Here is a 20,343-nt window from a genome sequence, read left to right on the forward strand (position 1 = left end):
AGTGAGATTAAATCGGCTGCAATAACCTCTGCCATAATCTTGTGTAACGCTGCTGGTCATTTGTAGTCCTCACAGCCAAAGATATCGCTTTTTTTGAACCAACCACAATGGCTAATTTCCTTGCACGAGTCAAACCTGTATAAAATAGATTACGTGACAGCATCATATAGTGCTGCATATATAGTGGCAGTATCACCACCGGATACTCTGAACCTTGACTTTTATGAATTGAAACAGCGAATGCCAACGTAATCTCATTCAAATCCGCATAATCGTAAACCACAGGCCGACCACCGTAGTCAACTGTCACCTCCTGTTCTTCGGTATCGATACTCAAAATAGTCCCCAAGTCACCGTTAAAAATCTCCCGATCATAGTCATTCATTTGCTGAATAATGCGATCTCCTACCCGCAAAGTCATCCCGCCTCTAACAATCTCTGCTTTATCGGGGCTTGGTGGATTGATCAGCCCCTGCAACACCATATTCAGGTTGCGTGTTCCCACCAAACCCCGCGACATGGGACACAGTACTTGCACATCATAAGCCGGATTGAAACCCAGCCGGGGAATAAAATCGCTAATCAACTCACAAATTGCCTGTACTCCATGCTCTGGCTCATATCCTCCACCATGCCACAGACAATCTGACACAGGATTGTCGCTAATCGGTTCCAAGTTTGGATAATCACCCTGGTTAATTTGATGCGCGGCGGTGACAATTGCGCTCTGCTGGGCTTGACGGAATACAATTGTTAGCTTGACTACTGGTACTTGCAGCGAATTGATCAGGTCAGCTAACACTTTGCCAGGGCCAACTGATGGTAACTGGTCGATGTCACCGACTAATAATAACTGCGCTTCTCCGGCTACGGCTTTAAACAGTGAATGTGCCAGAAACAGGTCGAGCATAGAAGCTTCATCGGCAATTATGGCTGTGTAGGGCAGTGGATTTGAATTGTCGCGCTTGAACCCCATTGTTTTTGGGTCAAATTCTAGCAAGCGGTGTATTGTCTTGGCTTCCTCGCCTGTCATCTCCGATAATCTCTGCGCTGCCCTTCCTGTTGGTGCTGCCAGCGCGATTGTTTTCCCCATCGCCTTCCACAAGCTAACGATGGTGTGTGTGGTGAACGTTTTCCCAACACCAGGGCCACCCGTCAATACCATTATGCGTGAATATGCGGCTTTTTCTACCGCTTGCTGCTGTTGTGGCGATAGTTAGATTTTGCGACTGGTTGTAAAACCCCTGTGATTGTTTCATAGTGCGGGGTGGCATTTACTTGTTCAATCGATGTTGAAGGTGTGGACATTGGTGTTCAAAAATGCCGCACATCATTATAAACCGAGCCGTAAGTTTATTTTAGTACATTCATACTATTTTTAATCACACTTATAATGACAAACCAAAATCGCCAAAAAATCACACAATTTTTGATACATTAATTTTAAAATACTATTTACGTCGCAAAATCCAGAGGCATTAACACGATGCAAGTTATTCATGGCACCTGGATACCAGACCAAAGCACTGAATTTATTCAATCTGGTTCTTTTTATCTATGGATAGAAACTTCTCTAGCTAAACAAAGTCCTACTCGGCAGCAGATTCATCCTAGACATTTATCACAAGAAGAATTAGTCAGTTTCTTAGTGCAGAGTCTGGGATTTAAAGAGACCCCCGTACAATTAAAAGAACGCATCTCTAGCAAATGTTTTGCGCTTCCGACTGTCAATAATCAGCCTATTCCTTCACCAGAATTAATTAAGTATCTAGAGTTTGAATTTCCGGAAACTTACGAAGATTTCCAATACTGGAACGTCATTTGCTATGAAACAGTAATCTCGGCTAAAGGCAGAAAATTCATCAATATCGTCAGACTCCTCAAAGATATTCATTTTTTAGCACTTTATAATGCCAATGAATTTCAAATTGGTTCAGATTTACTCTTCTGGTATCATTATACGCAAGCATTTAGACAAATCATCTTCAAAGACCAATATATTCCAGCATTAAAATATCGACCCTTAACAGCACTCAACGATAAAACGCGCAAGAATAAAAGTAAACAGCCTTCCTCAAAACAATTTGAGATATATGCGGTTTGGGAAATTATTTCTGAGCAATATGAAGCAAATATTTCCAAATATATTGAGTATATGCCGCTCCTTTGTACAGCAGGTAGCCACAATCAAGAGCAACAAATAGAATTTTTCGATCAAGAAACACTCTTACGACATTTTTCTGAATCTCTTCTCCAAAATTTAGTAACTGATACCATCTCCACAGCCACTTTTGATAAAAAAATAGCAGATTCTCTGATTTACTATTGTCTGAATCAAAACAAATATAATCCATTAAAAACCGAAACTTCTTTACTCCAATACAAACAGTGGTTGGCGTGGAAAAACAGAATTCAGCATACTCAATCTAACTTACCCTTCCATCTGTGCTTTCAGCTGCACTCCCCCACTGCCCAAGATGTAGACAATTGGCAGATTCAATTTTTGGTATCTAGTAAACACGACCCTTCTTTAAAGCTGGCATTAGCAGAATACTGGCTCATGAATCAAAAAACCAAAGCAAGTGTTCACAAACAGTATGGTCAAGATTTTGAAACTAATTTACTGTTGAACCTGGGCTATGCGGCTCGGATGTATCCCCAGCTTTGGCAAGGATTAGAAACAGAGTGTCCTATTGGAATGCACCTGACCTTAGATGAAGCATTTGGCTTCCTCAAGGAAAGTGCTTGGGTGTTAGAAGATTCAGGTTTTAAAATTATTGTTCCAGCTTGGTACACTCCTGCTGGTCGTCGTCGCGCTAAAATTCGCCTCAAAGCCTCAACCAAAAAATTGGCGACTACAAAAGGTGAAACCACAAGCTATTTCGGTCTAAATTCACTGGTGGAGTATCAATATGAATTAGCCATTGGCGATGCTAATCTTACACCACAGGAATGGGAACAACTAGTTAATACTAAGGCTCCCTTAGTGCATTTTCGCGGTCAATGGATGGAATTAGACCGCGATAAAATGCAGCAACTACTCCAATTTTGGGAATCCCACGGTTTTGAGCAACCGCAGATGACTTTGCTGGAGTTTATGCAACGTACTGCCGAGGCTGAAGATGATTGGGAAATTGAATATGACTATGCTTTAGCAGAGATTATCGCCAAACTGCAAGATAAAAGTCAATTAGAGCCGATTTCACAACAGTTAAATCTGCACGGTACTCTGCGAGAATATCAAAAGCGTGGGGTGGCTTGGCTGCATTATCTTGAACAATTAGGTTTAAATGGCTGTTTAGCAGACGATATGGGACTGGGAAAGTCCGTACAGGTCATTGCTCTTTTAGTTCAAGAAAAACAATCAAAACAATCCCTTTTACCCACTTTACTAATTGCACCTACTTCCGTTGTGGGCAATTGGCAAAAAGAAATTGCTAAATTTGCTCCTCATTTAAAAACTCTCGTGCATCATGGCAGCGATCGCCTACAAAACTCTGCTGATTTTCCAGCAGCTTGTCAAGAATACGATATAGTTATTAGCTCTTTTACTCTAGTGCGGAAAGACGAAAAACTCCTCAGTAGTGTGAAATGGCAACGCATAGTTGTCGATGAGGCGCAAAATATCAAGAATCCCAAGGCTACACAAACCAAAGCTATTCTCAAACTTTCGGCGCAACACCGCCTCGCCTTGACTGGCACTCCTGTAGAAAATCGCTTATTGGATTTATGGTCAATTTTTAACTTTCTCAATCCTGGGTATTTAGGGAAAGAAGCTCAGTTTCGTAAGTCTTTTGAGATTCCCATCCAGAAAGATCATGACAAAATTAAATCAACTACTTTAAAGAAATTAGTAGAACCTTTAATTTTGCGGCGTGTTAAAACCGACCAATCGATTATCAGTGACTTGCCTGATAAGGTTGAACAAAAACTTTTCACTAATCTCACTAAAGAACAAGCATCATTGTATGAAGTTGTAGTTAAAGATGTCGAAGAACAATTACAACAAGCCCAAGGCATCCAGCGAAAAGGATTAATTCTCTCAACATTGATGAAACTGAAGCAAATTTGCAATCATCCAGTCCAGTTTCTTCAAGATGGAAGTGAATTTTTGCCAGAACGCTCTCACAAACTCTCTCGTCTGCTTGAAATGGTAGATGAAGCAATATCAGAGGGAGAAAGCCTCTTAATATTTAGCCAGTTTACCGAAGTTTGCGAACAAATTGACAAATGTCTCAAGCACAATCTGCATTGCAATACTTACTATTTACATGGGGGTACTACTCGTCAGCGTCGGGAACAAATGATTAGTGACTTTCAAGACCCACAAACAGAACCATCTGTATTTGTGCTTTCTCTCAAGGCAGGTGGTGTTGGTATTACTTTGACTAAAGCTAATCATGTCTTTCACTTCGACCGTTGGTGGAACCCCGCCGTTGAAGACCAAGCTACTGACCGCGCTTTTCGGATTGGTCAAAAAAAGAATGTTTTTGTACATAAATTTGTAGCCATTGGCACTTTAGAAGAACGTATTGATCAAATGATTGAAGATAAAAAGAAACTTTCTTCAATGGTTGTTGGTAGTGATGAATCTTGGCTGACTGAATTAGATAATGATGCCTTTAAACAACTTATTGCCTTGAATAAAACTACTATTTTGGAGTGAATATTATGGCTAAATTTAGTCGCACTTGGTGGGGTGAGCGTTTTATTACAGCCTTAGAAAGTTTTACTGACGATAACCGACTTCAACGCGGACGTTCTTATGCTCGTGGTGGTAAAGTTAAGAGTTTTGAGATTGAACTGAATCAAGTTACTGCTAAAGTTAAAGGCTCTGTTAATCCATATTTTGGAGTTTATAAAGAACCGACATATAACATAACCATTGAAATTACACCTATTCCCAAAACACGCTGGAATGAAGCTATTCCCAAGATTGCTTCTAAAGCCAGTATTGTTTCTCGATTGCTACTCAATGAAGTTCCCGAAAATATTGAAGAGACTTTTTCCCAAATAGGCTTACATTTATTACCTCATAGTAGCAAAGACTTTAAAACTAAATGCTCTTGTCCTGATTATGCTAATCCTTGTAAACACATTGCTGGTGTCTATTATCTGGTAGCCTCTCAACTAGATGCCAATCCATTTTTATTGTTTGAATTGCGCGGATTATCTAAAACAGAACTTCAGTCAAAGTTAGTAGCTTCTCCCTTGAGCAAAGCACTATCAGCATCTCTTTCGCAACCCGAAGAGCTTAACATCCAAAAGAGTGAATCTTTTTATACAAAAATAGAAAAGCGGGCTGTGAATCAAAAACCGAATCTTCGAGAGTTTTGGCTTGGTAGTAAGAGATTACCATCAACTATTGACGCATCAAATGATAGTGGCATTTCAGCTATTTTAATTAAGAAGGAAGGAGACTTCCCTGCTTTCTGGCAAAAAGATAGTTCCTTTATCGAAACTATGGAGGAGCTTTATCAACGTGTTAAAACTAAAAATCAACACTTAATTTAACTCGCTGGGCAGCAATCCCTTTCTCAATACAATAAGCTAATTTACATTTACAAATCAAAATCGAGAGAAAATGTTTCATTGCCCGAATCCTCTTGTTCAGATCCAGTCGATACATTGCTAACAGACTGTCGAGATGCTCCCGAATTAAGATCCATTTCGTTGTAATCGGACGTATAAGCTATTGGTTGCTGTATAGTTAACACTCCTTTTTTGAATGCAAAATAGCAATCGATAATGAAATGAATAGTTTCCACATAGCTTTTGTCTAATTGTTTAGCTTCTGCCAGTATGCGTGGACGATAACTATTTCTAATGCGTACTTTGTCTAAGACATCATCTTGGTTATTGAGCATTGCTGTGTACTACTAATTTTTTAAGAATTTTTGTTGATCATAGCTTTGGCCATTTCTAGTAATCCCGTAGCATTGGCTTCTACCGGATTGTCCAGAACTTTGAATCCATTTTTCTCCAATAACTTTCTAAACCCTGGCAATAGACAACCACCACCAATCGCCCAGATTTCATCGCCTTGGTGTTTCGCATCCAGTGCCATTCCTACTACTTTTTTCAAGTACTTCTCATACCAATCCTTGAAACAAGCCATGTAAACATCTTTAATATCGATATCTCGGTTATATCTGGTGTGTCCCATTTCCAAGGCATAGCGTACTTTCGATGGATCTCCCAGCTTCCCGCCATTGAGATGTTTCATTTTTTGGGCAATCTCATCGATGAGGACTTCTACGCCTACCGGGTAAGGTGTATGTACTTCTCGCTTTCCTTGAGTGTATCGAGAATACAGTGTTGTGCCATTGCCAAAATCCAAAACTGTTAATTTCTTAGGTAGTGCTTGGCTAAACAATGCCCCCATTCCTTCGGGAACAACTTTCAGAACTTCTACTTTAATCTCGGCGGGTTTGCCAGCCAGAACAGCTTGGTATTCTCCATTCAGAACTTGCTGTAAGTCTTTTGCTAGAGCGACATCATGCAAGCTGACAACTAACTTCAAATGCCATGCTTTGCGGTGTGGCAAATGGGCTAATGCTCCTAACAAAGTTCTCAGAGCATTTTTGACTTTGTTTTCATTGCTATCGGTGTTGCGCTCGAAATGATCTCCAGCACGGAAAGCAGATTCTCCAACTGTGTATGCTGTCCCATCAAATTCCACTCTCCCTGGAACATCTTCCATATCTGCTGTGGAAATGTAGCTGGGGATTCTCACTACATCAAAACCATCGACTAAAAGTTTCAGGCTACCGTAGCCATTGTCAAAGCCTGCTGGAAAAATTTTTTGCAGTGCGTGGACATTCGTCATCTTGCTTTGCTCCAATTCAAAAAAGTCATTTATGTTAATTGCGGCATAAAATCAGTGCTTTTTGAGCGTACCCTAAATGGGAGTCAAATGTAACCTATATGACCCCTATTTAGCCCCCATCTGTGAATTTTAATCTTTGGGGGTTATATGACCCCCATTTGACCCCTATTTGTAGTTTTGGATTTTTTAGCTTGTTCAACTGTTTTTTCATTTGAGTTAAGTTATGTTCTTGAAAAATAAATTTTGGTGGTAATAATTCAGTGCAATTGTCTTGTGGCTTACTCGTTTTATTTGTATGACAGTGTTCAATCTTATTGATTCTTAAATAATTGGACATAACCAAGTTTATGCAGTACAAATTTCAAAAGCCTAAATTTACCGTAAACTTTACTATGTGTTTTTCAACTTAAGCTATGCCAATCATCGCAGTGATCAATCAAAAAGGAGGAGCCGGAAAGTCTACAGTTGCCGTGCATCTTGCACGTTGGCTACAAAAACAACGTAAAGCTGTGCTGGTTATAGACGCTGACGCTCAATGCTCATCTTCTAAATGGCTGGCACGCTTAGAAAATAATATTCCCTGCCAAATTATTCAAGTACCTGATGCGCTGTTAGATGAGTTACCTAAGTTGGTAGATAGTTACGATTGGATTATTGCTGATGGGCCTGCTGCTTTATCTGAAACTACGAGAGCATTAATTTTAACGGCTGATTTAGTAATTGTTCCCTGCCAACCTACAGGTGTTGATTTAGAAAGTGCTTCTGATACCGTGCGTTTAATTCAACAAGCTCAAAGGATTCGTCGTGGAGAACCAAAAGCAGTTATGTTTGTTAATCGAGCAGTAAAGGGGACTAAATTAAAAGATGAAGCGATTGAAGTATTAAAACTGATGCCAAATGTTGCTGTTTTGGAAGATGTACTTCATCAGCGCCAAGTTATTGCCGACTGCTATGGACAAAACGCCACTGTGTTTGATTTATCAGGCTCCACAGCAGGAACTGCTAGACGGGAATTTGAACAATTATTTAAGAAAGCCTTGGAGGTTTTGAATGCCTAAAATGAGGCAACCGCTGAGTCAAGGGCTGGCTGCATCTATCGCCCAAAAATTTGTTACTGATCCAGCCAGCCTTCAATCTTCTCAAACCATACCAATTGGACAAATTCAACTTCCATCCAAACAACCACGTCGTTATCTTGATCCTAAAAAGCAAGCTCAATTAGTTAAATCAGTTCAAGAACATGGTATTTTGGAACCTTTACTGGTTCGTCCACTAGCAAATGGAATTTATGAGCTAGTTGCTGGCGAAAGGCGATACCGAGCAGCACAAGAACTTAATTTGTCTGACGTTCCTATCATTAGTAGAGAACTTGATGATCGGCAAGCTCTTCAAGTGGCTTTGATAGAAAACTTGCAACGTGAAGATTTAAATCCTGTTGAAGAAACTGAAGCAATTCTCGATCTGCTATCTATTACACTCAACATCAATCATGATGAAGTTACTTCTGTCTTACATCGTGCTAATCATGCCAGAAATCGTAGTCAAGAATTGGAGGAAAACGTTTCCCTCCAGCTTCAAACTATTGAATCAGTTCTTGCTAGTATTGGTCGATTTTCTGCTGAATCCTTCCGTACAAGCCGTTTACCGTTACTGAATCTGCCTATTGAGATTTTAAAAGCATTAAGAGAAGGCCAAATTGAGTTTACCAAAGCTAGAGCGATCGCTCGTATCAAAAACGAGGAGCAGCGCAGAGACTTACTTAAGATAGCTATAGTTCAGAATTTGAGTTTAAGCCAAATCAAACAAAAGATTCAAGAACTGAATGTCAATGCGAAGGAAAATCCCAATAGCTATGTTAAAAAATATTCCCAGATTGGTCAACAACTAAAGAAAGCCAATATTTGGAATGATCCAGATAAACGAGCAAAGTTAGATAATCTGCTTTCTCAGATACAAGACTTGCTGAAATAGAGTGATACTTAGGACACAATAGATTAGTTAACAAAAAATACTTAGGCAGTAAGACCAGTTATGCTCTTCCTGCAATATCTGGCTAATTGCCAACTATTTTCTCACTCGCTTGAGGCTTTTTCTTGATTATTGGTTTAGGCGGAGGTTTATGAGGATTTTTATTTCCACTTAATTTATCTTGTTGAGATGGTTGCTGCTGTTTGGGTTGATTCTTTTTCACCTCTTGCTGCACCGTAGCTTTATCCTGCTTAGAGGCTTTCAAGTAACGGAGTGCAGTTTCTTGCTGTGGCACTCACAGCACCACAGCAAGAAACATCTAGCTCTAACTTAGTTTGTGAAGCAGCTTCAGTACCTACAAGTAATTGACAAGCAATATCAAGAGTATATTTCCTAAGCTCTGGATACCAAGTAAAGATTTAACTTTTATCAGCTTTGAGAAAAACGATCACACTTTGCCAATCAATGGTCTGGTTCAGCAAATATTGGGTAAAGGTTAATTTGAGCTTTTCCAATTCTTCCACTGTGAGTTTTTCCCCCAGACGCTCGGCATAGCTCGGTCGAATACCCTTGGTAGCAAACAAACGCTCCAAAAAAGCACTACTGAGGTTCATTTGCATTGAATTGTGTTTAACTACCATATCTACTGTTAACCCGGTTGATGCAAAAGCATTACGTAAATCATCAGCATCCCAGTTGAGCATAGAGTCTGATTGATTAGCGTACATTGCTTCTTCTGCATCAACTAATCGCTTATACAACTTTTCATCTAATGCGTTTGCCGGGAGTAAGCGATATAACCTTTGAGTGTAACGTGGTACAGTCTCAGCAAGTACCAGCTTTCCCCCGGACGGTATTAGTTGAGCTAAGATTTGGGCTGCTTGTAATTTTTCAGGCTCCGTCATCAAGGCATTGCGTCCTATGATGCAATCGAACTGCACATTTGCTGCCTTATAAGCCAATACCTCAGACAATCGAGAGATTGGCTCCGTCAGAATCACCGGACGCATCAGTTCTGGTAGGGCTGATGCTTGCTCTTGTAGCGCATTCGCATCAGTATTTGTGCGAACACAAGCATATACTCCACCTTCGGGTACTTGCCGAATCGCCTCCCAAGTCAGTAAACCTGTGCCAGCGTTAATATCTAACACTAAATGATGCCGCTGCAATTGGGCTAAATCAAAAATCCGTTCTCTAACGGTTGCTAACTGTGTACCAAAGAGTGAAAGTGTTCGCTGCAACCAACGCTCACTAGAGCGATCGCTACTTCCATAGGTCAGGATCTCTAATGGTGTAACAGTGCTACCTTCCATCAGTGCAGCTAGTTGGGCTTCGCGGCGACGCAATACTTGGGTGCTAATTTCTTTTTCTTTGCCTTGGGCTGATGGTTGATAAAATACTTGCCCTTGCAGACTAGCTGGTAAATATTGTTGTGCTACCCAGTGATCTCGGTAAGCGTGAGGGTAAAGATAACCTTGCCCATGTCCAAACCCTTTCTTATCTCGATTCCCATCCTTCAACTGATTAGGTACTTCTTTTTCTGTTTCTTGCTCTACTGATGCTAGGGCATCAAAAAAGCCCATAACGCTGTTTGACTTCGGCGCAGTTGCTAAATACAGTGCTGCTTGTGCTAAATGATAACGTCCTTCCGGCATCCCTACTCTGTCATAAGCTTCATTGCAAGCATTGACAACGACAATCGCGTTGGGGTCAGCTAACCCTACATCTTCACTTGCCAGAATCAACATCCGACGAAATATAAACCTGGGGTCTTCCCCGGCATACACCATTTTCGCCAACCAGTACAAGGCAGCATCCGGGTCAGAACCGCGTAAGCTTTTGATAAACGCGCTGATTGTATCAAAGTGGACATCACCTTCTTTGTCATACAAGACTGCACGCTGTTGAATCGATTCTTCTGCTACTGCCAAACTAATATGTATAATTCCTTGTGCGTTGGCTGGCGTTGTCTCCACAGCTAATTCCAACGCATTCAGTAATGAACGCGCATCACCATTGGCAATATTTACCAAATGTTCTAACGCTTTATCCTCAATTTCTACTAATAACTTTCCATAGCCGCGTTCGCTGTTAGTTAGCGTTTGCTGAACAATTTTGTACAAATCTTGCTCATTTAATTGCTTCAGTTGGAAAATTCGCGAACGGCTTACTAATGCTTTATTTACTTCAAAGTATGGATTTTCTGTAGTAGCACCAATTAAAATTACTGTGCCGTTCTCTACCCAAGGCAACAACGCATCTTGCTGGGACTTGTTAAAACGATGAACTTCATCCACAAACAAAATTGTCCGTGAAGAGTACATTTTTCGCTGTTGTTGCGCTGTTTCTATCGCAGCACGAATTTCTTTGACTCCTGACAATACTGCGTTGATAGCAATAAAATGAGCGCTCGTTGTATTCGCTATCACTTTTGCTAATGTCGTTTTTCCTGTCCCTGGTGGGCCGTAGAAAATTATTGACGATAGTTGGTCTAAACTAATGGCGCGTCGTAATAGTCTGCCAGGTCCAATAATATAATCTTGACCAACAAATTCATCTAGTGTCAAAGGACGCATCCTTGACGCTAGTGGTGCTTCAGTTTCTTCGATTTTTTTGAGATGTTGGTCAAATAAGTCCATCTCTTATTCAGTAACCATCTAGGTTTAATCAATCGTAGTAAATCCTTGGTTGTAATTTTAACGTAACTGCGATGATTAGCCTGACATTTGGAAGCATCATGACGTATATCCGTGTTTTGTTGCCCAGCACCTCAAACCAAAGCGAAACATGAGTACTTGCCTTTGCATTGACTTAAGGGTTATTAAACTTAAAGCCAACTGCTAGAACTAAAACTCTTCATGCTTGTTCTCGCTTCGCTAAACGGATTTGACCAATTGTAGTTGCCTCGCTTCAAACAAGGACAAGTCCAATGACTATCTATGCAATCAATCGACAATTAATCATCGGCACAAAGTTGATCTGGGTTGTTAGCGAATATTCTTCCTCACCGTTGACTATTCGTAGCACAGACATTGCTGCCCCATGTTCGCGTCTAAGCTGTTCCGCCTTTGCTAAAAGAGTCTACAGCAAACAAAGCTAATCTCACACAGCTAGTAATCCACCGTGCGAAAAGTTTGCATGGTGGATTACTGAACTGAATCAATCGTTGATCGACACGCTTCACTTTAAACAGCAGAAAACGGGTTAGCTACCGTTCAAGTTTCAAAAATTCGACTACGCACAATCACGAGTTTTAAGGACAAACCAATATGTCTGACGATATCTTGCGCCAAGAAATAGATGGTGTAGAATATTTCACCATTGCCAGCACTGGTGAATCAGGGATGAGCCAAAGGGGACTGTCGCGGCTGTGTGGGGTTGGACTTAGAGCCATACAAAATTTGTTAGAAAACCTGACTAAAAATACAGCCCCCAATTGGCTTCAAAACCTTGTAGAGAAAGACTTATACCTGACTAAAAAAACCGCAGTTAAAGGGGGAGAAACCACACCGATTAAAGCTCAAGTTTGCTGGGGGATTCTGCGCTATTACGAAAAGAAAGGCAGAGCAGAAGCCGCAAAAGCCTTGGATGCAATTGGGGCAATTGGAATCAACAGTTTCATTCAAGCTAAAACAGGTTGGCTACCAGAACAATATCAGTCATCCCGTAAGCAAAGGCAAGAACTCAGCCGCATTCTGGGAACGCCCCAGCCGTGGACGCGAATGTTTGAAACAGAGTTTGAAGAAAACTTGGCAAGGATTACCAAGCTGCACAAAAATAACATTCGCAATGGTTTGTACTATTGGGAGTTTGTCTATAGCTGGATGACCCCAGAGGAAAAACTTAAACTTGATCAAGTCAACCCTGTACTACCTAATGGCCGCAGAAAGCACAAAATACATCAGTTGCTTGAGGAGACAACGAAACAGAGATTGTCGCCGCACATTACATCAATACTAATACTGATGAAGTCGGCCAATTCTGTAGCAGAACTGCGGCGGTTAGTGCAAAGACAGTACGGTGTAGATCAGCCCAACTTGTTCGATGGCTGGAAAATTGAGTAGGCGTTCCCTCTTAGGGTTGCCGTACTCCTACGGAGAAGTAAGCTACGCGGTTAGCATCTCCCAAAGAGAAGGCATCGCTACGGGTTAACAAAACACCTATCTAGTAGTACAATTGTTCTCGGAATCAATTCAATTGCCAAGTGAAATATACTGAATGCTTCTGGTGATCTCATCCAGAAGCATTTTATTTGCTGCGGCAGCGATCGCCTCACGAAGACTTTTGAAAATCAACATCACTTTTATAAACCTTAGCCCTGGGCTTACCTTTCTTAGCAGGTGTAGCCACAGAGGATTTCTTAGGCGGCCCTGGAGGACGACAGGTTTCGCAGTACAGAGGGCGTGGGCCATACGTCTCACGAGAAGTTGTTTGTTCGCACTGTTTACAGACGAAGTTGAATGTGCGCGTGTGGATCTGACGTTTGTGCGCTCGGACAGTGTACTCTTTGACGAAAATTTCTTTACTTGCCATTAGTTGGTGTGAACTCTAAAAAGTGAATAATCTAGAAGCCAAAATTAGCAGGAGATTTAGAAAATCTGACAGTTATATTCTTGAAACGACAAGTTTATACTTAGCACTCAACAGTTATTAGTTATTAGTGAACAGTTCCAGGTCACTACTTAACACTTAGTAATTAGCACTTTGCTATCTTTGGAGAGTGCCGGGCGGCCACATCATGTCAATAAGCAAAGTCTATTCTCAATAGAGCTAAAAACAATGTCATTAACTCTTGCTTATTGCGAAAAATTTAGGCGTTGGCGTAGCCCGCCGCAGGCATCGCTTTGGGGCTTTAAAAATAATCAAGCGCGAAATCCTTATTTTTTCGTTGGTTCTTAACCTTCGTTTTGATCAAGAGTAATTTAGATGCGTTTGCCCTGTTGGAGAGTGCGCTCGCACATCACTAAACTCTGGCTGCTAATTAATTAATAAACTTTTTTCTAAAACAATGGCAACTGCCCAGGCGAAACGTTACCACGTCCAAAGCGGTGATAGTAAAGGTGACAGCCACTACACAGGCAAACTAAGTTTTCGCGGCGATTGTCAGACGGATCTCTGTTCCAGTGATGTACTTGCAATGTATAGGCTTTGCGTTGAGCAAGGGTTAAATGAGGTGCTTTTTCCCCGGCACGCAAGCATAGCCTACCGCACTTCGTACAACGCCAATTACAAGCATCTTTGAGTGCTGTGGCAATTTGTTTCCAATTATGTGGGTAGACATCCTGACTCATAACGATGTTTTGAGTGACTGATGAGACTGGTAAATCATTGATTAATCAAAAAAGCTTACCGCAAAACTAACTTAATTCAACAGCAATTTCGCCTAAAAGTACTTAGACAGACAAAATATCTGCAATTTGAATGAGGAAAGCTCTAGTAGCTTGAGACAAAGTTGGTAAATACGTTCAAGATAGCTTCTGGGAGAAAAAGGAAGATGATTTCAGCAACCAAACGCGAAATAACGATGAGATACAGGCAATTAGGAAACAGTGAGTTGCGCGTTTCTGAAATCAGCCTAGGTTCCTGGCTGACTTATGGAGGAGGTGTAGAGCAACAAAATGCACAGGCTTGCATACACAAAGCTTTTGATGTGGGAATTAACTTTATTGACACGGCAAATGTCTACGCTCAGGGAGGAGCAGAGTCTTTTTTAGGAGAAGTACTGCAAGGGATTGAACGCTCTTCCTATGTCCTAGCAACAAAAGTTTTCTTTCCGATGTCAGCCACTGACCGAGGACTGTCAGCAGCCCAGATTAGAAAACAAATTGATGCTTCCTTAAAGCGATTAAATACCGATTACGTTGACCTGTATCAATGCCATCGCTACGATTCAAATACACCTTTGGAAGAAACAATGGCAGCACTTACAGAGGTAGTGCGCCAAGGAAAAGCTCGTTACATCGGCTTTAGCGAGTGGAAGCCAGAACAAATTCAAGCCGCGCTAGATATGGCTGATGTAGAACGCTTTGTTTCTAGCCAGCCACAGTATTCTATGCTGTGGCGTAAACCAGAAGCACAGGTGTTCCCATTATGTGCAGCCAATGGCATTGGTCAGATTGTTTGGTCGCCATTAGCGCAGGGTGTACTCACAGGCAAATACCAGCCAGGACAAGCCCCACCTCAAGATTCTCGTGCAGCTAATGAAAAAATGAATTCATTTTTACTGGATGAATTATTTAACGAACGCACGCTAACAACAGTACAGCAACTCAAACCGATTGCTCAAGATTTGGGATTGAGTATGGCACAATTAGCTCTGGCATGGGTATTACGATATGAGCGTGTATCCTCAGCAATTATCGGTGCTAGTCGTCCAGAACAAGTGGTTGATAATGCAGCAGCATCAGGCGTAAACCTAGATGCGGATGTACTCCGAGCAATTGACCAAATACTAGAATCTGTTGTTCAAAGATGAGAAAATGCTTTTTGTTGTTTTACCTCAATAAGAAAATTGGAAATGTATCTTATGAGTGTAATTGAGCGTACACAATTAAAATCACTGGATAACTAAACAGTTAACTCTAACGGTTTAATTCCTTGACGCAACTGAATTTGCCGCAAAAGCCAAGACTGGCGAATAATTTGATGCAGCACGGGCGGTAGCTTACTTACTGCCCATCGCAGGAATGCACTTTTGCCTAATAGTTCAGCTTGCCCTGCTTCTTGAGCTTGAAGTCGCTGTACGCGAACAATCTCTGGCTCCCTTTGTGCTTGAATCTGAGGTAAAACTGCATCAATACTGGACTGCTGCAACTTCGTTGAAAGCAAGATTGGAACTAGATAGTTGGCGGCAATAATCACATCTCGTAAAGCCATATTGATCCCCTGGGCGCGGATGGGGGACATGGGATGAGCCGCATCTCCCAAAAGTAATAATCCTGGCACGTACCAGCGCGGACAACGCCCGACTACCACCGATAACAGCACTGGTCGCTCAATGGTGTGCTGATTTTGTTTTATATGTTCTGCTATACCAGGAGGCGATACTGACACTAGCATCGCAGGCCAATCAACTTGCCGCCAATCACTGCCAGAACCCTCACCCAGCGACCAACCTAATTGCAGATTGCCTTCTGCTCCTTGGAACAAACCAAACGCATGAGTACCACTAACAACTGAATAAAATATATTCTTCAGTCCAGAATCAGGACTACTGGCTAATTTGAACCAGAGAACATCAAAAGTTTTAGAATAATGCTCCAAAGGTAAATTCGCTCGTTGTCTAACAAGAGAATTGCGACCATCTGCACCGATAACTAAATCAGCATCAATATTGCGCTCATCACTTAGTTTTACACCTCCCACACGTTGCTCATTCCATAACAAGTCTTTTACAGTCACACCCTGTATGAACTCAAAATTAGAATAGTTGCTTGCTTCGGCGATAAGAGCTTCCAGTAGAGATGGCTGTGAGACAAGCGTTGTTGGCCTCTCACCAGTTTGAAATGGTTCCTGGGCGCGAAACAAAAACCGATTGTCGATGAAAAACTCCCAAGCATCTAAAGCACGATGAGGAATACTTTCCAAAATAGGCAACAGTCCCATTTGTGCGAGGGCATCTAATCCACTTGGCATCAACCCTTCACCGCGAAAAATCCGGTGGAAGTTCTGCGATGCTTCCACTAATTTAACTTCAATGCCACGTTTGGCAAATAAAACTGCCAATGTTGCCCCAGTAGGCCCTGCCCCAACAATCACAACTTGAGACATCATTTTATTCTGAAAGCTGAATAACTCTCCTATTACCTCAAACAGTTAAAAGTTTCACATCTTACCCCAGTCTACAGTTTCTGTTGTTTTTTGCAATTCTTATCATTAGCCCAACTTTTCCGCACTCATTCCACAGCTTTTCCACAGGTATTTTGGTGCTTTTCCACAGACACTCGACAGGTTCATAGGCTTTGGTTGCATGGCTGGGGATTTTATCTTCTCCTGTTCAATCATAAAGGTTACTGAGTTTTTATTAAGCAAAGCAACGAAAACATCTCTCTAAACCTGATTCTGCTGTAAATCTTGATTCTTTCTGTACTTGGGCTTAATATTTCGTAGCATTGACAAACCTACCTCCTCTGGCCGCACAATAATTCGACTAGCTTTAATCGTCTACCGAACTTTGAGAAGCATTTGTATAAAATCGCTCAAACTCAATTACAAGTTGTTCAGTAGTCGTTTGACGACGTTGAAACAGTTAACGCTCTCAGTAGTAAAAGCTAGTTATCTCATCGCCTGCCATTTGCCTACGCCGTATGAATACAACCGTTAGCATTTTCACCGAAATTCCCGAAACTCTACATGAGTGTCTTAAAGACTACTTACAACAGCACCCTGGTTGGGATGAGAACCGCGTATTGACCGCTGCTGTCTCACTGTTTCTGCTACAAAATGCTGATGGCGACCGGCGAGTGGCGCAAGTTTATCTGGAGACTTTGTTCCGTCGTGATTAAAGTCAATATAACAACTTCACTAACCCAAAACTTAAACCTGAGATAAATAGCCAAGAAGCAGCCCCTAGATAAAAAGGTTTTAGTCCTGTTTCTCTGATTTTGAGCAGGTTAGTTTCTAAACCCATCGCTGCTAAGGCAATGGTGAGTAAAAACTTATTCCCTTGAATAATCCAGTCTTTAATCGCCACTGGAAACAATGAAAAGCTATTAAGTACAATTAGAGCTACAAAACCGAACACAAACCAAGGAATAGGCAATTTACTTAATTGCATTGCCTTAGATTGTTTGTGGCTAGAGATAGACATAAAGCCCATTCCTAAAAGCATCGGCACGAGAAACATCACCCGTGATAGCTTAGAAATTGTCGCAATCTCGCCAGTAGCTTCCCCCATCTGAAATGCAGCCGCTACCACCTGGGCGACTTCGTGGATAGATGCACCACACCACAAACCGAATCCTGTGGATGTCAGGTCTAGCCCCATCATATCCAGTACAGGATACAGCAACATAGACAGTGTACCGAATACTGTGATGATCGCCACAGCATAGGTCACATCTTCATCAGAACTCTTAACGACACTGCTGGTAGCAACAACTGCTGAAGCCCCACAAATTGAGGTTCCCGCAGCCACTAACCGGGTAAGTTTCTGCTCTACTCCCAGGTAACTGCCTAAAGAGCAGGTAAAAATAAACGTACTCACGAGCGTTACGACTACGATCGCCAGTCCGATGGGGCCAATGTCAAGCACTTGCGCCAAACTTAATTGCAAGCCCAATAAAATAATCGCAAGTCGCAGAATGCGCTTCAAGGAAAAAGTGATTCCTGGACGGTAAATGTCCGCTGTCCCGATAGTATTTCTGAGCAATACACCCAAGACAACAGCAAGAATGAGTGGACTGAGAATATTAATCCCAGGCAGTTTTTGCAAGCTGGTGGCGAGGAAAGCTAATCCAGATGTTAGCAATAGTCCCGGCCATAAACGAAGCATAGTACTAGGCAATTGTGATGCGTTGAGGTTGATGGACTTCATAAGGAGTGGGTTGGTTTAGATAAAATCCAAATCGTCATTTTGGGCTATGATTTCAGCAACTTCATCAGCTTCAGGAGCTTGTTAATAGAAAATCTCGTTTAAAGAAGCTGATACACCTGATAAACGGGAGTTCTGGCATTATCACCAGTGACAACGAAAAAACTTGCCGGGGCTGACTATAAAGGAAGATTTTTAAATTGCAAGTATGGTTAGATTAATTGTTCTTTAATTTTTTTTCAGACTCCACATCCTTATATCCTTATAAGTGTTTGGAAAGCAAAAACTTATACTATCTGGGTAACCAGTTGATAGTCGAATGGCACTACAGTAAACTACCCACCACTGATCTGAGTATAAGTACGGTGGGGGTCTCCTGGACGTTTTAGATGACAATGATTTTTTAACGCAACGAGTGGGTAGTGAAAAACAAGAAAATATTCACTGCTGTTGCTCTAATGATTTGTGATCAATGTCTTTAGATTTGCGTTCAAGCTGATTGGATGGCTGGGCAATCTCACTCCAGAACTTGTAGCCCAAGCCCATCACTAACGATTCTCCATAGCCCCCTCATCAGCCCCCTTGAGAGCTTTTCGAGCCAACTTGACGTAAGTTTTCACCGTCTCAGGTTTCATTTCCAAATCAAGCGCGATCGCCGCTAAAGAATCCCCATGTTCTCGACGGGCCAGTACAGTCGCCCACGTCACGGCAATCCTGTCTGTGCGCTCACCACCTTTTCGCTTACGCTGGTCAGTAAATATTTCTGTGAGTTCTTCAATCCTTTGCGCCAGCATATCAGTAATCAACTGCTCGGCTGTAGCTGCCTTTTGCTCTACTAACCAGCCAGAACGTGTCTGTCCCAAGCCGAAAGTTGTCTTATGCCCTGTCCCGCAGTAGGGAGCAAACTTGAGCAAAGTGTAGAATAGCTGGGTAAATTCAGTATTTGCCAAAGCTGCCCTGCCCAAACCCAAGGATATGGCTCCAGTAAAACCAGTGACCGACCCTTGCTTGCCTGCTGCCACTTTGGTTGATTCCAAACGGTGCTGATAAATAATCACACTTTCATCAATCCAGTTCAGGAATGTTTCTTGTTCTACAGGCTGCTGCGAAAAGTCATTCCACCGCCGTAGATAGCTGTGGAATAAATTCTCTGGCACTGGCAGGGGGAAATGATGTCCCTTGCGCCGAAAGCTGGTTGGTGAAACAAAACTCAGGTCTACTACTGATTTTTCAATTGGCGATCTCAGTAATTGTGAATATGTGGTTGGAGCATGAGCGATACTCACCTGTTTGATTTGCAGTGATGCCCCTCTCAAATCGATAACTTTTGGTAAATTGGTTAACCACTGCTTGAGGAACAATGCCACTCGTTTAGATAGCGCATTGATATGCCATTGATAGATTTGGTTAGCGACTAGTTTCAGTTGCTTGCCGCTAGGGAGCAGTTGACCTTCCAATGCGGAAATAGTAAAGGCTTTTTCTGACTCTCCATCGTGGAGGTAGGCAGATAAATCGGGGTCAACTTGTCGCACTTGGTCGAGAAACCAAGCATGGAGTCCAATCGTGTATTGCGAGTAAAGAGAAGCCGTTGCCGTTGCCTCCAAATCAAACACTAAGCCTACTAATTCAGTCTCATCTGCCCATGTCGGCACTGAGTCTTTCGGTGTTGGTTTGACTCTGGGCTTACGCTTGGGGGCTGTGGCTGCTCTGGGCATCGTTTGGGTTGAGTCGGAGAATGTTGAATATTTTAGACGATTTCTATCCCCTTTTGGGGAAAATTCAGTACGCACAACAGAGGAAGGTGAATTGAGTGATCGCTGAGTTTAGCAGGGGCAATGAGGTTTGGAAACGCACTCGATAAACTTGCCATGATGAAACCCGACGCTAGTTTAATGGGTAGGGCAGGGATATTGCTACCCCTTTCCCCCCGACAAACCGGACAAGCAAGTTAACCAAGCATCCGGCTTTAGCAAATCCTAAAGCTACCAAAGACTCAGTTCATCATCAGGTTCAG

16 protein-coding genes and 1 pseudogene are annotated in these 20,343 nt (G+C 42.0%); 7 read left to right on the forward strand and 10 right to left on the reverse strand.

Annotated features, from left to right (window positions below):
• Nucleotides 1-7: 7 nt before the first annotated feature.
• Nucleotides 8-1,240 (reverse strand): annotated as a pseudogene (locus IQ244_RS28210) (ATP-dependent DNA helicase); the annotation flags it as partial.
• A 246-nt stretch (nt 1,241-1,486) separates the two neighbouring features.
• On the opposite strand from IQ244_RS28210, the gene IQ244_RS28215 reads away from it, so the two are divergent.
• A complete protein-coding gene (locus IQ244_RS28215; RefSeq protein WP_193900008.1) occupies nt 1,487-4,666 on the forward strand; it encodes a DEAD/DEAH box helicase in 3,180 nt (1,059 codons plus the stop codon).
• Between the two features lie 5 nt (nt 4,667-4,671).
• Nucleotides 4,672-5,514, forward strand: coding sequence for an SWIM zinc finger family protein (locus tag IQ244_RS28220; protein ID WP_193900009.1), 843 nt, complete (start codon nt 4,672-4,674; stop codon nt 5,512-5,514).
• Between the two features lie 47 nt (nt 5,515-5,561).
• Here the strand turns inward: IQ244_RS28220 and IQ244_RS28225 are convergent, their stop codons facing one another.
• Together IQ244_RS28225 and IQ244_RS28230 are read right to left on the reverse strand one after the other, a co-directional pair.
• Nucleotides 5,562-5,867, reverse strand: a complete 306-nt coding sequence (locus IQ244_RS28225; protein WP_193900010.1) for a hypothetical protein — start codon at nt 5,865-5,867, stop codon at nt 5,562-5,564.
• A gap of 20 nt (nt 5,868-5,887) precedes the next feature.
• Entirely contained in the window at nt 5,888-6,829 is a 942-nt protein-coding gene (locus IQ244_RS28230; RefSeq protein ID WP_193900011.1) for a ParM/StbA family protein, read from the reverse strand.
• Nucleotides 6,830-7,242: 413 nt separating this feature from the next.
• Here IQ244_RS28230 and IQ244_RS28235 point away from each other — a divergent pair, with 413 nt between their 5' ends.
• Together IQ244_RS28235 and IQ244_RS28240 are read left to right on the forward strand one after the other, a co-directional pair.
• Nucleotides 7,243-7,887 (forward strand): AAA family ATPase, encoded by a 645-nt coding sequence (locus IQ244_RS28235; RefSeq protein WP_193900012.1) that lies wholly within the window; start codon nt 7,243-7,245, stop codon nt 7,885-7,887.
• Nucleotides 7,880-8,800: a ParB/RepB/Spo0J family partition protein gene (locus tag IQ244_RS28240; RefSeq protein ID WP_193900013.1), complete on the forward strand. Its 921-nt coding sequence runs from the start codon at nt 7,880-7,882 to the stop codon at nt 8,798-8,800. Before IQ244_RS28235 ends, IQ244_RS28240 begins: the two co-directional genes overlap by 8 nt.
• Before the next feature lie 82 nt (nt 8,801-8,882).
• Here the strand turns inward: IQ244_RS28240 and IQ244_RS28245 are convergent, their stop codons facing one another.
• Entirely contained in the window at nt 8,883-9,092 is a 210-nt protein-coding gene (locus tag IQ244_RS28245; RefSeq protein ID WP_193900014.1) for a hypothetical protein, read from the reverse strand.
• A gap of 124 nt (nt 9,093-9,216) precedes the next feature.
• On the reverse strand, nt 9,217-11,436 hold the full coding sequence (locus IQ244_RS28250; RefSeq protein WP_193900015.1) for an AAA family ATPase: 2,220 nt from the start codon (nt 11,434-11,436) through the stop codon (nt 9,217-9,219).
• 630 nt (nt 11,437-12,066) lie between these two features.
• Between IQ244_RS28250 and IQ244_RS28255 the strand changes: the two genes are divergently transcribed.
• A complete protein-coding gene (locus IQ244_RS28255) occupies nt 12,067-12,861 on the forward strand; it encodes a hypothetical protein (RefSeq protein WP_193900016.1) in 795 nt (264 codons plus the stop codon).
• Nucleotides 12,862-13,069: 208 nt separating this feature from the next.
• Here IQ244_RS28255 and IQ244_RS32770 read toward each other — a convergent pair whose 3' ends face one another.
• A complete protein-coding gene (locus IQ244_RS32770; RefSeq protein ID WP_228059208.1) occupies nt 13,070-13,330 on the reverse strand; it encodes a hypothetical protein in 261 nt (86 codons plus the stop codon).
• A 467-nt stretch (nt 13,331-13,797) separates the two neighbouring features.
• Nucleotides 13,798-14,088, reverse strand: a complete 291-nt coding sequence (locus IQ244_RS28260; protein ID WP_193900017.1) for an HNH endonuclease — start codon at nt 14,086-14,088, stop codon at nt 13,798-13,800.
• A 203-nt stretch (nt 14,089-14,291) separates the two neighbouring features.
• Between IQ244_RS28260 and IQ244_RS28265 the strand changes: the two genes are divergently transcribed.
• The gene (locus IQ244_RS28265) at nt 14,292-15,272 is read left to right on the forward strand and encodes an aldo/keto reductase family protein (RefSeq protein ID WP_228059209.1); all 981 of its coding nucleotides are present in this window, start codon (nt 14,292-14,294) and stop codon (nt 15,270-15,272) included.
• A gap of 92 nt (nt 15,273-15,364) precedes the next feature.
• Here IQ244_RS28265 and IQ244_RS28270 read toward each other — a convergent pair whose 3' ends face one another.
• Nucleotides 15,365-16,570, reverse strand: coding sequence for an FAD-dependent monooxygenase (locus IQ244_RS28270; protein ID WP_322746115.1), 1,206 nt, complete (start codon nt 16,568-16,570; stop codon nt 15,365-15,367).
• A gap of 533 nt (nt 16,571-17,103) precedes the next feature.
• Here IQ244_RS28270 and IQ244_RS28275 point away from each other — a divergent pair.
• The gene (locus IQ244_RS28275) at nt 17,104-17,301 is read left to right on the forward strand and encodes a DUF2811 domain-containing protein (protein ID WP_193900018.1); all 198 of its coding nucleotides are present in this window, start codon (nt 17,104-17,106) and stop codon (nt 17,299-17,301) included.
• A gap of 2 nt (nt 17,302-17,303) precedes the next feature.
• Here IQ244_RS28275 and IQ244_RS28280 read toward each other — a convergent pair whose 3' ends face one another.
• Both IQ244_RS28280 and cas6 read right to left on the reverse strand, forming a co-directional pair.
• Entirely contained in the window at nt 17,304-18,332 is a 1,029-nt protein-coding gene (locus IQ244_RS28280; protein WP_193900019.1) for a YeiH family protein, read from the reverse strand.
• A 545-nt stretch (nt 18,333-18,877) separates the two neighbouring features.
• Nucleotides 18,878-20,044, reverse strand: coding sequence for a CRISPR-associated endoribonuclease Cas6 (gene cas6 / locus IQ244_RS28285; RefSeq protein ID WP_193900020.1), 1,167 nt, complete (start codon nt 20,042-20,044; stop codon nt 18,878-18,880).
• Nucleotides 20,045-20,343: the final 299 nt, after the last annotated feature.

This window comes from Nostoc sp. LEGE 06077 (assembly GCF_015207705.1).
Taxonomy (GTDB): domain Bacteria; phylum Cyanobacteriota; class Cyanobacteriia; order Cyanobacteriales; family Nostocaceae; genus Nostoc_B.

Bases quoted from the DNA above. Each gene is read 5' to 3' on its own strand.
- IQ244_RS28270 (WP_322746115.1), bottom strand. From the start codon at position 16,570: ATGATGTCTCAAGTTGTGATTGTTGGGGCAGGGCCTACTGGGGCAACA.
- IQ244_RS28215 (WP_193900008.1), top strand. From the start codon at position 1,487: ATGCAAGTTATTCATGGCACCTGGATACCAGACCAAAGCACTGAATTT.
- IQ244_RS28260 (WP_193900017.1), bottom strand. From the start codon at position 14,088: ATGAGTCAGGATGTCTACCCACATAATTGGAAACAAATTGCCACAGCA.
- IQ244_RS28255 (WP_193900016.1), top strand. From the start codon at position 12,067: ATGTCTGACGATATCTTGCGCCAAGAAATAGATGGTGTAGAATATTTC.
- IQ244_RS28280 (WP_193900019.1), bottom strand. From the start codon at position 18,332: ATGAAGTCCATCAACCTCAACGCATCACAATTGCCTAGTACTATGCTT.
- IQ244_RS32770 (WP_228059208.1), bottom strand. From the start codon at position 13,330: ATGGCAAGTAAAGAAATTTTCGTCAAAGAGTACACTGTCCGAGCGCAC.
- IQ244_RS28265 (WP_228059209.1), top strand. From the start codon at position 14,292: ATGATTTCAGCAACCAAACGCGAAATAACGATGAGATACAGGCAATTA.
- IQ244_RS28235 (WP_193900012.1), top strand. From the start codon at position 7,243: ATGCCAATCATCGCAGTGATCAATCAAAAAGGAGGAGCCGGAAAGTCT.
- IQ244_RS28220 (WP_193900009.1), top strand. From the start codon at position 4,672: ATGGCTAAATTTAGTCGCACTTGGTGGGGTGAGCGTTTTATTACAGCC.
- IQ244_RS28250 (WP_193900015.1), bottom strand. From the start codon at position 11,436: ATGGACTTATTTGACCAACATCTCAAAAAAATCGAAGAAACTGAAGCA.
- IQ244_RS28275 (WP_193900018.1), top strand. From the start codon at position 17,104: ATGAATACAACCGTTAGCATTTTCACCGAAATTCCCGAAACTCTACAT.
- IQ244_RS28230 (WP_193900011.1), bottom strand. From the start codon at position 6,829: ATGACGAATGTCCACGCACTGCAAAAAATTTTTCCAGCAGGCTTTGAC.
- IQ244_RS28225 (WP_193900010.1), bottom strand. From the start codon at position 5,867: ATGCTCAATAACCAAGATGATGTCTTAGACAAAGTACGCATTAGAAAT.
- cas6 (WP_193900020.1), bottom strand. From the start codon at position 20,044: ATGCCCAGAGCAGCCACAGCCCCCAAGCGTAAGCCCAGAGTCAAACCA.
- IQ244_RS28240 (WP_193900013.1), top strand. From the start codon at position 7,880: ATGCCTAAAATGAGGCAACCGCTGAGTCAAGGGCTGGCTGCATCTATC.